The organism is Campylobacter concisus, from assembly GCF_002913745.1.
Taxonomy (GTDB): Bacteria; Campylobacterota; Campylobacteria; order Campylobacterales; family Campylobacteraceae; genus Campylobacter_A; species Campylobacter_A concisus_R.
Genome location: NZ_PPCG01000034.1, coordinates 25,254 through 38,896 on the forward strand (window position 1 = coordinate 25,254; position 13,643 = coordinate 38,896).

A 13,643-nucleotide genomic window follows, 5' to 3' on the forward strand; every position below is an offset into this window, starting at 1 on the left:
CTTAAATTTATCTTTGCTCCACTCTTTTTACCCAAGCAAAAAGCTCGTCTAAGTCGTAGTCGCCGCCATGTCCTTCTCCCCAGACCGCTTCGAAATCAACCTCTTTGCCAACATTTTTAAGCGAAAGTGCGAGCATAGCAGGCACCACAAGGGCTAGGTCGGTGTCGTTTGTGCCCTGTCTTATGCGGTAAAATTTTGCCGCCTCTTTGTTTTTAGCGTAGTTCATCGCATTCATCATCTTTATGACGCCAGCCTCCGCCATCTCGCCCTCGCTTTGCTCTTTTGCAAATTTAGTAAAGTGCTTTGCAGGCGTTTTGCTGTCGCCAAAGAGGTCGTTTTCTGGATTTTCTAGCCCAAATCCGTCAAAGGCAACCACCGCTTTGGCGCGTTTTAGCGAGGCGATGAAGTCTTCAAGCTTAAATGTATATCCAAGCGAGCATCCCTGCGTGTCAAGAGTTATAAATTTAGGTGTGAGCGTGCTTTTGTCGCTACTTTTTGTAGCGGTAAATGCCCTTGAGATGAGGGCACTTATATACTCTTTGAAGCTGCCCTCGCCATTTTCATCAAGGCTTAGCACATGGCCTTTGGCGTCTTTTAAATTTAGCGAGTTTAGATAGGCTGGAAATTTACTCTTTAGCTCACGTGAGAGCTCTTTTTGCGTGGCGTTTAGCTCGCCTGTGATCATCTTTGGCTTTTTGCTTCTGTCGTTAAAGCTAGCCGCATCAAGACTTGAAAAATCAATCCTTTCAAATTTATCTAAATCCCCAAACATCCACTCATACGCCTCGTCCTCATGCTCTAAATTTGTCACAGGGCAGTAGGCTGAAGCGGCATAAATTTGATCGTCCGCTTTTGCAGCGCCTAGCTCTTTAAGATATGGCTCATACTCTTTTGCATTTGCGCTTACTCCTAGAAGTGCTGACATCGCGCCGCCTGCGCTCGTGCCGTTTGAGATGATCTTATTTGCGTCGCCTGGCATAAATTTGTCGTTAAATTTAAGATATCTAACAGCCGCTTTTAGATCGACTATCGCAGCTGGTGCTTTGCCGATAAATTTCTCGCCATCTTTTAGCGTCCTGCCCCTAGCGCCAACGCTTGCCACGACGTATCCTCTAAGAAGCGCTTCAAGAGTAGCATTTGGCTTTTCATTTTGGATTTCTGGCTTTTGTGGTTTGGCGCTCATGTAGCCGCCGATCGCGTTTGGCATAAAGATAGCCCCTTTTTGGTCGCTAAATTTACCCTCTGGCACATAGAAATTTAGCACCTCATAGTCGCTAGCTGGCTTTGCCACATAGACTATGCCCTCATAGGCTCTAAATTTAAGCGTCCTCTCGCCAACTTGCACGCTTTTTAGCTCAAATTTCTTTTCATCAAATTTAAGCTCGCCGCCAAAGCAAGCGCCTACCAAACAAACCCCTAAAATAGCAACTCTAACGCATTTCATGATCTGCCTTTTTATTTTGTCCTACTTTTTGTTTCGCTAGCCTTGGCGTAGGCTACCAAGGCTTTAGCGCCTAGTTATCTTTTGGCTCGTATTTGACCGCATAGTCAAATTTTGGCTTACTTAGGCTAAACTCAAAGCTATCTCTATCGACCGAGCCAACGCAGTAATGGCTATCATAAAGGCGAAGCAAAAACTCCGCCATCTGCTCGCTCGTGTGGTACTTTTTAAACGCCTTGTCGTAGTCGTAGCTCTCTTTGCTAGTTGCCACCATGCCAAATTCTGTCTTTGTAGTAGCTGGGGCCAGCACTTTTGCCTGCATTTTCGCCTGCTTATCTTGTGCTAGCTCGTGGTAAAGTCCCTCGCTAAAGGCACTTACGAAAAATTTGCTAGCGCAGTAGGTCACGGCGTTTGGCACTATCTTGTAGCCGCCTATTGAAGAGATGTTTATAAGCTGCGTATCTTTGTCTTTATATTTTTTAGTAAAGAGCGTTGAGAGCGTGACAAGTGCGGTGATGTTTAAATTTATCATCTGAGTGATCTTGTCTAAATTTTGCTCTCCGACCTTGTTATAGTCGCCAAAGCCAGCGTTGTTTATAAGCGCTTTTAGCTCAAATTTTTCTAATTTTTGCCAAAGCAAGAGGGCATTTTCTTGCTTTGAGAGATCGCAAAGCTCTATTACCACATCGACATTTGCAAATTTAGCTATCTCGCCTTTTAGCTCCTCTAAAAGCTCGCCGCGTCTTGTGATAAGGATCAAATTCTCCCCACGCCTTGCAAATGACTTTGCCGCGGCCGCTCCTATGCCTGAGCTTGCTCCAGTGATGGTGATGTATCTTTTCACTTCGCATACTCCACCGGACTATAAATTTTGACACCCTCGCTGTGGTCATCTTGCGCTACTTGCACGATCACTTTAGCGATGTCAGCTGCCTTCATCGGACGATACTCGTCAAAAAAGCATTTTGGGATAAATTTAAACGCCTTTATCGCTAGATACTCGCCAAGTCTAAAGTCCTTTCTCTCAGCCTCGATAAGTGGCAGTCTGGCGATGTGAAATGAGCTATATCCAAGCTCTTTTATCTTTGCTTCTGCTTGACCTTTTGCCTTTAGGTAAAATGAGCCTGACTTTCTGTTTGCGCCTGCAGCTGAGAGCAAAACAAAGCGTTTTGCACCGCACTCCAAGCCAAATTTGGCGAAATTTATCGGATAGGTCACATCGACTTTGTAAAACTGCTCTTTGTGCTTTGCCGCTTTCATCGTCGTGCCAAGCGCGCAAAAAACGTCATCAGCGATAAATGGCACCTCATCTTTAAAATCATCAAAATTTACTATCTTTACTTCAAGCTTTTCATGGGTAAATTCTAGCTCATGCCTAACAAGGGCGACCACCTTGTTGTAGTGCTCACTCTGGCATAAATCCTTTAAAATTTCACTTCCCACAGCGCCGCTGGCTCCTGCTATAAGGGCGACTTTTTTCATGTTTATCCTTTGTAAATTTTGAATAAATTCTATCTCGCTAAGGCAAAAATTTCGCTTATGGCCTCTTTTGTATAAATTTGCTCCAAGCCCCTGCCCTTGGTGTAGTCATAAACTAGCGCCATGATCTCGTCTAAATTTGACTCATCAACGCCGATTTCGATAAGGCTTGTTGGCGTGCCGATCTTGCTAAACCACTCTTTTAGCTTTTTAATAGCCTCGTCTGCGTCATCTACGCCAAAAATTTCTTTGCCAAAGCGCTTAAATGCCTTTAAATTTCTACTCTTATACCACTTCATCCAAGCTGGCATCACCACACTTAGCCCAGCCCCGTGCGCGCAATCAACCACCGCACCTATGGCGTGCTCGATCATGTGGTTTGGATATGAGTAGCCAGCTGTGCCAACGTAAGTTAAGCCATTTAGCGCCATCGTAGCAGCCCAGGCAAACTCGCCTCTAGCGTCATAGTTTTCTGGCTCTTTTAGTAAAATTTCAGTCGTTTTCATGACCGTTTTGATGTTTGCTTCGATGTATAAATTTATGATCTCAGGCTGGATGCTCGCCGTAAAGTAGCCCTCGATGCTGTGAGCGATGATGTCAGAGGCTGAATAGACCAAATACTCCTTGCTAACGCTTGCTTGAAGAAGCGGGTTTATCACCGATACTTTTGGGTAAAGACAAGCGCCGTGCATAGCAAATTTCTCTTTTGTGGCTTCATTTGTGACGACTGCGCCGCCGTTCATCTCTGAGCCAGTTGCAGCAAGCGTTATGATGTCAAAGATCATAAGCGCTTCTTTTGGGCAATTGCCAGTAAAAAAGTCCCAAACGTCGCCGTTATACTTCACGCCTGCAGCCACCGCCTTGGCCGTGTCAAGCACCGAGCCGCCGCCTATGGCTAGCACGCTATCGACGCCTTGCTTTTTAGCCAAATTTATAGCCTCATTTACCTTGCTTAGCACTGGATTTGACTTCACGCCGCCTATCTTGCAAAACTCGATGCCATTTGCGCTTAGGCTCTTTGTGGCAACGTCAAAAAGTCCGTTTTGTATGATCCTGTCGCTGCCATAGATGATGAGCGTCTTTTTTGCGCCAAATTCTTTCATATATCTGCCGATGTTTTGCACTTTGTCTTTGCCAAATTCTATTTTAGTAGGGTTTAAAAAGCTGAAATTTTGCATAGTTTTCTCCTTGTTTGCTTTTGTGATTTGGGGTAAATTTTAGTTAAATTTTCTTATTTTTAGCTATTTTTATCTGCGCTAAATTTAGAAATTTCTTAGTCTGATAGGTAGTTTTGATGTGATCTTATCTGGATCGAAGCTGTTTTTTGGATCGCCTAAGCCTCCAAAATTTTCGCCAGTGTTAAAGAATTTTTGTAAAAAATAATCCCCTCTATATCCAAGTTCAAAAAGTAGCTCTGACATCTCAGAGATATCCTTTTCGCTTAGCAAGTCCGCATGCACGGTCGTTCTAACTTCAAATTTAAAATTTATCTCTATAAGATATTTTAGTGTTGTGGCAAATTTTTCATATAAATTTGAGCCAGTGATGCCTATAAATTTCTCTTTTGGAGCTTTAAAATCAAGCGCGATGTAGTCGATCAGCCCCTCATCTATCGCCTCTTTCAAGACGTCACGATATGAGCCGTTGGTATCAACTTTTAAGCTAAAGCCGCGTGCCTTTACCTCACGTGCTAGCCTTAAAAAAAGAGGGTTTGCAGTGCATTCGCCACCGCTAAAGACGATGCCATTTAGCTTACCGACCCTGCGGTCTAAAAAGTCGCAAACTTCACTAAAGCTTATAGTGCCATTTGACTTTACGACCTCGATGTTGTAGCAGTATCCACAGCGCATATTGCAGCCTGCGAACCAAATGACAGCTGCCACTTTGTCTGGGTAGTCAAGCGTCGTAAATGGCGTTATACTAAAGACTCTTTGCAAGTTTTGACCCTTTTTTAAACTAAAAGGCACAAGGGGCGTGCCTTTGGCTTGCATTTTAGTTGATTTTTTTAAATTTATTATTGTTTTTAGGCAAAAAATTTATCTTTTGCAGCAACTTGCGTATTCGTCAAATTTAACACGCTCTTTGTGCTCGCCTTTTTTACCGAGATTAAAGCTCTCAACTGGTCTGTGATAGCCCATAACACGAGTATAGACCACGCATCTTGTGCGTTTATCTTGCACTTTTTCTAAAATTTCTTTTTCAGTCATTTTCTCTCCTTATTTGGATTTTTTCTTTTCATTTTCTATAAGCTCTGCATCACAAAGCGGGCAAAACTCATGCTCGCCAGCTATGTAGCCATGCTTTGCGCAGACGCTAAAGACTGGCGTTATCGTGATGTATGGGAGTTTGTAGTTTGAGATTATACTCTTTACAAGCTCTTTGCAAGCTTTAGCCGAGCTTATGCGCTCTTTCATATATAGGTGAAAGACGGTGCCGCCAGTGTAGGCGCTTTGTAGCTCATCTTGCAGATCAAGCGCTTCGTAAGCGTCGTCTGTGAAATTTGCAGGTAGCTGGGTTGAGTTTGTGTAGTAGATATTATCCCCCTCGCCTGCTTGGATGATGTCTGGGTAGCGCTTCTTATCCTCTTTGGCAAAGCGGTATGTTGTGCCCTCAGCTGGAGTTGCCTCAAGGTTATATAAATTTCCGCTCTCTTCTTGAAATGTCCTTATCTTATCACGTAAAAAGCCAACCATCTCAAGGGCAAATTCTCGTCCAAATTTAGTTGAGATGTTCTCTTTATCGTCAGTGAAATTTCTAAGTAGCTCGTTCATGCCATTTATGCCGATCGTGCTAAAGTGGTTGTTAAAGTGCTTTAGATATCTAGCCGTATAAGGATAAAGCCCTCTGTCATACATCTCTTGTATAAATTTACGCTTCTTTTCAAGTGTCGATTTAGCAAGCTCTAAAAGATAGCTTAGCCTGTTATAAAGTGCGACTTTATCACCTTTGAAGTTGTAGCCTAGGCGAGCTAAATTTATAGTGACGACGCCGATAGAGCCTGTCATCTCAGCACTACCAAAAAGACCACCACCTCGTTTTAAAAGCTCTCTTAGATCAAGTTGCAAACGGCAGCACATAGAGCGAACATGTCCTGGTTTGTAGGCTTTTTCGTTTTCTATCTTATTGCCATTTTCGTCATAAGTGTATTGTGAGCCGATAAAATTTTGAAAGTAGCTTGAGCCCATTTTTGCGGTATTTTCAAAGAGCACGTCGGCTACTTCGCTATCCCAGTTAAAATCCTCTGTGATATTTACCGTTGGTATCGGAAATGTAAAAGGCTGCGAGCACTTGTCGCCAGCTGTCAAGACCTCGTAAAATGCCTTATCTATGCGTGCCATCTCAGGCTCGAAGTCCTTGTAAGTCATATCGATCAAATTTTTCCTGCCACGCTCGTTTGCTTTTTTCAAAATTTTCTCATCTTTTACATTTGTAAAAAGGTGTATATCATCGCTCGTTGGGATCTGATCTCTTAGGTCGCTTGGGCAAGTGATATCTATGGTTACGTTTGTAAATGGGCTTTGTCCCCAGCGCGCAGGGACGTTTAGGTTGAAAATAAAGCTAGTGATCGCCTTTTTGATCTCGGCGTCGCTTAGATCGTCTTTGAAAACGTAAGGCGCAAGGTAGGTGTCAAAGCTAGAAAACGCCTGAGCGCCTGCCCACTCGCTTTGTAAAATTCCTAAGAAATTTGCCATCTGATAAAGCGCCTCTCTAAAGTGCTTTGGTGCCTTGCTCTCGACCCTGCCACGAACGCCGTTAAAGCCCTCGTTTAGTAAAGCCCGTAAACTCCAGCCAGCGCAGTATCCTGTGAGGCAGTCAAGGTCGTGGATATGGTAGTCGCCGTTTCTGTGAGCAAGACCTTCTTCTTTGCTATAAACAGCGTCTAGCCAGTAGTTTGCTATGACTTTGCCGGCTGTGTTGTTTATAAGCCCTGCGTTTGAGTAGCTTGTGTTTGAGTTTGCAGAAATTCTCCAGTCGGTGCCATTTATGTACTCATTTATCGTTTGGGTTGAGTTTATATAGGTCGTATCTTCGTTTAGCCCTAAAATTTGCTCGCGTTGGAGCTTGTGCGTGTGGCGGTAGAGCATAAAGCTCTTTAGCACGTCAAAGTAGCCGCCAGCAAATAGCTCTTTTTCGATCGCATCTTGGATGTCCTCGACTGTTATCGCGCTTGACTTTTGAAAGATATCTTGGACAACATTTGTAAAAACTTTCTCATCATAAGCTAAATTTTCACTAGCAAATGCTTTTTTTATCGCATCCACTATCTTATATGCTACAAATTCTTGTCTTGTGCCATCTCTCTTCAAAATCTCACGCATTACTCGCTCTTTCTTCTAAATTTTTCAATATAAAGTTTAAAAGTATAGGACAAGAAAGCTTAAACAATAGATAACTATTTTATTTTGTTTAATAATATTTATCAAAAAATATAAAATTTTGGAAAGTTTTCTTAAGTATATTTCTACGTATTTTATGTATTTTAAACTAAAATTTGATTATTTTTACTTAAATAATTTTTTTAATTTTAGTTTTTAAAAATATAGTATTAAAAATAATGAGATCCTAAGGAAGACTTAACGATATAAATTTTAAAATCATCTTAATCATATACCAAGAAATAATATTTTTATATAAAGGTAGCGCACATGGTTGTTGGACTTTATTTAAGACATATAAAAGCATACGAAGGCATAAACTTTATTCCTATAGGGTATAAATTAGATTTTAACTTTATAAGTTATGTTGGTAAAAATGGAATAGGCAAAAGTTCTATTCTTGAAGGATTTGATAGTTTCTTTAATGAAAAAATCTACAACATTAATAAAAATGCAACTTCAGGAGAAAGAAATAAACCATTTTTTGTTCCAATTTTTTTAATTAAAAAATCTGATTGTATTTTTCCTGCTCATTGTATAAAAGATATAGATAAACTTAATGATTTTTTCTGGAATATAAAATCGTTATCCGGAAGTGCCGATATTAAAGGCTTTAAAAATATTAGGGATGATTTATTAAAACAAGGTATAACTAAAGAAGAGTATTATCTGCTAATGATCGGTGAAGAATTTATATCAAACAGTAGCCCAAAAATATCTTTTGGAACCTTCACTATAGCGCAAGAATTTCTCAGTAAAGTATTTGATAATAAGAATATAAACATAACAACATCAATATCAACAGAAGAAATTCAAAAGCACAAGAATGAGCTCGCCAAAAAATATAATAAAATTCTACAAATCATAAAAGATCACTACTCATATATATATTTTCCGGTCGAACTTAATATAGAAAATTTTACAAAAATAGAAACAACAGAAATGCAAAAAGTTTTTGGAAAAAAACTAAAAAAAGAAATAGAAGGTATGCTATCCGGCATTAACCTAGAAGGTGCAAATAGAATTAATACAAGATTAAAGAATTTTATTAAAGAAATACAAAATAGCCTGCGTAATAATTATGAGTATAAAACGGGACGGCAAAGAAACAATAAAATAACAAAAAATGACATAGTAAATAAAATAATTGAAGCATATTTTCAAAAAAGAATTTTGTATAAAAATAATAAAAAAATTAGTGAACTAAGTGCAGGAGAAAAAAGACAAGCCTTAATTGACATAATATCCGCATTTCTATTAAAAACAGACAGGAATTCAGCAACAATTATAGCAGTAGATGAGCCAGAAAATTCACTCCATACTTCTGTTTGTTATGAGCAATTTGATAGATTGAATAAAGTTTCAAAAAATTGTCAAGTGTTCATTACTACTCATTGGTATGGATTCTTGCCTATCCTAAATGAAGGCTTTAGTCATTTTTTAACAGAAAAAGAAACAAAAACTAAAAAGGAAATTCTTTTTGACACCTATGATTTATATGACTATAAGGCAAGAGTAAAAAACGATATACAAAAAAGCAAAAATGAAATTCCTCATGATTTTAATTTAAAAAGTATAAATGATTTAGTTCAAGCCATATATTACTCGCTATACTGTGAAAAACCGTATAACTGGCTTTTAGTAGAAGGCGTGAGTGAAAAAATATACTTTGAATATTTTTTTAAGGATGAGGTGAAAAATAATTTAAGAATTTTACCTCTTGGCGGAAATACAAAAGTTTCAGAAATTTATGAACACTTAGAACTGCCTTTAAAAAAAGAAGATGACAGATTAATAGGAAAAGTTTTTTGTCTAATTGATACAGATAAAATAAGACATAAAGAGTATATTAAAGATGGAAATAAGCACTTAAAAATTAGAAGATTATGCAATATTGGAAACGATGAAACACGATTATATACACTTGAAAATTTAGATACTACCCAAACCGATATAGAACAATCTTTAAATCCTATAATTTTTAAAGAAACAATGGAAAAATTGGATAAATCAAACAAATATCAGATAAACATACAAAAAAATAATGGAAATACAAGTTTTATTGATAATTTAAAAAGTATTGATTTAAAAAATTATTTTGAAGAAAACGAAGGATCCAATAAAATTAAATTTGCTGAAAAATATGTAGAAATATCTAAAGAGAGGGAAAATAATGAAAAATTTATTCCAACCTGGATATTAGAAATAAAAGATTTTTATAAAAAATAAGCATCAGTTGGAGCACTGATGCTTTATTAACATTACTGACACCCTTCGCATTCGATCGAGCGGTCAGCCACGTCGTTTAGCTTTTCGCTATCTGGTGACTCAGAGCGTAGATAGTAGGTTGATTTTAGTCCAAGCTCCCATGCAAGCGTGTAAATTTCACTTAGATATCCGCCGCTTGCTTTGTCTAAACTCATGAAGATATTTAAGCTTTGACCTTGATCGATCCACTTTTGGCGGATCGCACCTGCTTTTATAAGAATTCTTTGATCAAGCTCGTAAGCTGGCGTGTAAAACTGCCAAGTATCAGGGCTTAAATTTGGCACGACATTTGGGATCATGCCGCTTAGATTGTGCTCAAACCACTTACGCTTATAGACTGGCTCGATAGTTTGAGTAGTGCCAACAAGGATCGAGATCGAGCTAGTTGGAGCGATCGCCATTAGGTAGCCGTTTCTCATGCCGTCACGCTTGACTTTTTCTCTTAGCTTATCCCAGTCACAGATATTTTCGTCAAATAGCCCGCCTTTGTCGTTTAAAAGCGCTTTTGCGTTCTCGTTTGCGGTGTCTATCGGCATGATGCCTTTGCTCCATTTTGAGCCCTCAAATTTTGGATAGACGCCCTTTTCTACGGCTAAATTTGAGCTAGCATAGATCGCGTTGTAGCTTATGTTTTCCATTATACTGTCAATGAGTGCCAAATGCTCGTAACTGCCCCATTTTACGTTTTTCTCAGCTAGCATTTGCGCCTCGCCCATGACGCCAAGGCCGATCGAGCGAGAAGCTAGGTTTGTATGTTTTACCTTTTTGTGTGGATAGAAATTTAGGTCTATAACGTTATCAAGCATCCTGATAGCTATCGGTACGACACGCTCGATGTCCTCTTTGCTGTTTATCTTGCTTAAATTTATACTTGCAAGGTTGCAAACTGCCGTTTTGCCCTCGATGCTCTCTTTTTCTACGATAAAAATTTGCTTACCTTTTAGGCTATCAAGCGCGCTAAGCTTTTTGGCTTTTTTAGTTATGCCGCTATCGACAGTGACGTCTTCTTCTTCGTCAAATAGCTCCTCGCTACCGTCTTCATAAGTGATCTTGATCTTATAGTAGTTTGGCGCTGTGTTTTGGAAAATTTCGGTGCACAAATTTGAGCTTCTAATGATGCCCTCGTGGTCGTTTGGATTTGTTTTGTTGGCATTGTCTTTAAAGCACAAAAATGGCATACCAGTTTCAAAATAGCTAGTTAAAATTTTCTTCCAAAGCTCTTTTGCAAGGATGGTGTTTTTCTGGATATTTTCATCATTTTCATACTCTAAGTATCTCTTCTCAAACGCCTCGCCGTAAAGGTCGCAAAGGTCACTTACTTGAGCTGGGTCAAAGAGGCTCCAGCGGCTATTTTCTTTGACACGCTTCATAAATAGGTCGTTTATCCAAAGTGCAGGGAAAAGCTCATGTGCACGGCGCCTCTCTTCGCCTGAGTTTTTACGAAGATCGAGAAAATCGCTCACATCCATGTGCCAAGGCTCGATATAAACAGCGATCGCGCCCTTTCTAGTACCTAGCTGATCGACCGCCACTGCGATGTCATTTGTCACTTTTAAAAATGGTATGATACCGCCAGCTGCGTTTTTGTGTCCATCGATGCTACCGCCCATCGCACGCACCTTGCTCCAGTCCCAGCCGATACCACCACCAAATTTTGAAAGTAGCGCCATCTCTTTGTAGCTATCAAAAATGCCCTCGATATTATCGGGCGTACTGCCTACGTAACAGCTGCTTAGCTGGTGACGCGTCGTACGGGCATTTGAAAGCGTCGGAGTGGCGAGCATCACTTCAAATTTAGAGATAAGGTCATAAAATTTCTTGGCCCAGCCTTGGCTATCTAGCTCGTTTTGCGCAAGAAACATCGCAATAGCCATAAACATGTGCTGTGGTAGCTCGATTGGCATGCCATTTTTGTCTTTGATGAGATAGCGGTCATAAAGCGTTTTGATACCGAGGTATGCAAACTGAAGGTCGCGCTCAGGCTTAATATAAGCGTTTAGGTCTTCTAGGTCGTACTTATCTTTTAGCCCAGGAATGATGCGGCCTACTTTTTCGCCCTTTGCGAGGTAGTCTTTTAGGTGGTTGTAGCCGTTAAAGCCAGTCACTTTGTGATAAAGGTCGAACAAAAATAGCCTCGCAGCGACAAATGTCCAGTTTGGGCGGTCGATGTCGATCTTATCAACTGCTGTTTTTATAAGAGTTTGCTGAATTTCCTCAGTCGTTATCATATCTCTAAACTGAATTTTCGCATCTACCTCAAGCTCGCTAAGACTTACGTTGCTAAGACCTAGGACGGCTTCGTTTGTGTATTTTTTGATCTTACTGATATCAAGCTCTTCTGTTCTGCCATTACGTTTTACAACTTTCAAAAATATCTCTCCGTGTTAAATTTTAATTTGAGATTTTATCCAAAAAGAGATAAAAACTCTCTTTGCCAAAAACTACTCAATAAATATAAAATTTATAGCCAAAATGAGAAAAAGAAAGGCTTGCCAAAAACTCTTATTTTTCTAGCGCGAGGGCGACAAAAAACGTTAATCGTGACGAGCTTTGGATTAGTTTTGGAGATCAAAATTTAAATTGCCACTAAATTTTGCTGACACTTGTAAAAGCTACTTGAAAAGTACTACCCTTGGCTGATAAATTTGACACTAATTAGGCTTAAATTTGCGAGCTAAATTTAAGGTGGATTTTGTGTTAGGGTATTTTGCAAGGGGCTAAATTTACCCCTTGCGTTTAAATTTATTTGCCAAAGACTCTAGCAAAAATTTTATCTACATTTTTGGTGTAGTAGTTGTAGTCAAAACACTCTTTGATCTCATCTTTGCTAAGGCTCTTAGTTAGATCCTCGTCGTTTAGCAAATTTTGCAAAAATAGGCTGTGGCCTTGCTCGTCTATCGCTTTTTTGCCCTCTTGCAAGTCCGCCCAGACCTTCATGGCGTTGCGCTGAACGATCTTGTATGCGTCCTCTCTAGAAATCCCACGTTGCGGTAGCTGCAAAAGCACGCGCTGTGAAAAGACTAGGCCGCCTGTCAAATTTAAATTTTTCATCATATTTTCTGGATAAACAACCAAATTTGCTATCAAATTTTTTATACGAACCAGCATAAAATCAGTCGTGATAAACATATCTGGCAGGATAAATCTCTCAACCGAGCTGTGGCTGATGTCGCGCTCGTGCCAAAGTGCGACGTTTTCAAGAGCTGGCGTGACGTATGAGCGTAGCACTCTGCAAAGGCCGGTGATGTTTTCGCTAAGGACTGGATTGCGTTTGTGTGGCATCGCGCTTGAGCCTTTTTGTCCTGGGCTAAAGTACTCCTCCGCCTCGTAAACTTCGGTCCTTTGGTAGTGCCTAATAGCAACTGCGATCTTCTCGCAAGTAGAGGCTAAGATAGCGATAGCACTTACCACGTGGGCGTAGCGGTCGCGCTGGATCACTTGATTAGAGGCTGGAGCGGCTTTCAGACCTAGCTCCTCACATGTTAGCTCTTCAAATTCCATCGGAGCGTGGGCTAAATTTCCCATAGCGCCTGAGAGTTTGCCGTAGCTGATCGTATCTTTTGCGTCTTTGATGAGCTTTAGCGCCCTTGCTATCTCATCGTACCAGATGGCAAGTACGAGGCCAAAGGTTATCGGCTCGCCGTGAATGCCGTGGCTTCTGCCGACCATGAGCGTGTGCTTGTGCTCATTTGCTCTATTTTTGACCGCCTGCATAAACTCCTCTACATCGCTGATGATGAGCTCTAGACTATCTTTCATCTGAAGTGCGACGGCTGTATCGATGCAGTCGCTTGAGGTCATGCCATAATGCACGAACCTGCTCTCCTCGCCAAGGCTCTCGCTGACGCTTGTTAAAAATGCGATGACGTCGTGCTTTGTCGTCTTTTCTATCTCGTCGATGCGAGCCACTTCAAATTTAGCGTTTTTGCAAATTTTCTCGCAATCGCTGTCGCTTATGAAGCCAAGCTTATTCCAAGCTTTAACGGCAGCTTTTTCTACCTTGAGCCAAGCGTCGTATTTTGCTTGTATGCTCCACTTTTCAGCCATCTCTTTGCGTGAGTATCTTTCGACCATTGTTG

General features: G+C 40.4%; 8 protein-coding genes and 1 pseudogene. 1 reads left to right on the top strand and 8 read right to left on the bottom strand.

Annotated elements, in window-relative coordinates; genetic code table 11:
* Window positions 1-7: 7 nt before the first annotated feature.
* The 6 genes and pseudogenes from CYO90_RS04775 to CYO90_RS04800 form a co-directional block, all read right to left on the bottom strand.
* Window positions 8-1,444, bottom strand: coding sequence for a subtype B tannase (locus CYO90_RS04775; protein WP_103578657.1), 1,437 nt, complete (start codon window positions 1,442-1,444; stop codon window positions 8-10).
* Window positions 1,445-1,514: 70 nt separating this feature from the next.
* Window positions 1,515-2,285, bottom strand: a complete 771-nt coding sequence (locus tag CYO90_RS04780) for an SDR family NAD(P)-dependent oxidoreductase (RefSeq protein WP_103578658.1) — start codon at window positions 2,283-2,285, stop codon at window positions 1,515-1,517.
* Entirely contained in the window at window positions 2,282-2,923 is a 642-nt protein-coding gene (locus CYO90_RS04785; RefSeq protein ID WP_103578659.1) for an NAD(P)H-binding protein, read from the bottom strand. Before CYO90_RS04785 ends, CYO90_RS04780 begins: the two co-directional genes overlap by 4 nt.
* Before the next feature lie 29 nt (window positions 2,924-2,952).
* Window positions 2,953-4,098, bottom strand: coding sequence for an iron-containing alcohol dehydrogenase (locus CYO90_RS04790; RefSeq protein ID WP_103578660.1), 1,146 nt, complete (start codon window positions 4,096-4,098; stop codon window positions 2,953-2,955).
* Between the two features lie 84 nt (window positions 4,099-4,182).
* Complete coding sequence (locus tag CYO90_RS04795) at window positions 4,183-4,887, bottom strand: anaerobic ribonucleoside-triphosphate reductase activating protein (RefSeq protein WP_429827816.1); 705 nt, start codon at window positions 4,885-4,887, stop codon at window positions 4,183-4,185.
* Between the two features lie 69 nt (window positions 4,888-4,956).
* Window positions 4,957-7,239: pseudogene (locus CYO90_RS04800) on the bottom strand (ribonucleoside triphosphate reductase).
* A gap of 327 nt (window positions 7,240-7,566) precedes the next feature.
* Between CYO90_RS04800 and CYO90_RS04805 the strand changes: the two are divergent.
* Entirely contained in the window at window positions 7,567-9,525 is a 1,959-nt protein-coding gene (locus tag CYO90_RS04805; RefSeq protein ID WP_103578662.1) for an AAA family ATPase, read from the top strand.
* Window positions 9,526-9,557: 32 nt separating this feature from the next.
* On the opposite strand, the gene CYO90_RS04810 is transcribed toward CYO90_RS04805, so the two are convergent.
* Complete coding sequence (locus tag CYO90_RS04810; RefSeq protein ID WP_103578663.1) at window positions 9,558-11,933, bottom strand: ribonucleoside-diphosphate reductase subunit alpha; 2,376 nt, start codon at window positions 11,931-11,933, stop codon at window positions 9,558-9,560.
* A gap of 373 nt (window positions 11,934-12,306) precedes the next feature.
* Window positions 12,307-13,638 carry an adenylosuccinate lyase gene (purB, locus tag CYO90_RS04820; protein ID WP_103578665.1) on the bottom strand — a complete coding sequence of 444 codons (1,332 nt, stop codon included), beginning with the start codon at window positions 13,636-13,638 and terminating at the stop codon, window positions 12,307-12,309.
* Between the last annotated feature and the right edge of the window lie 5 nt (window positions 13,639-13,643).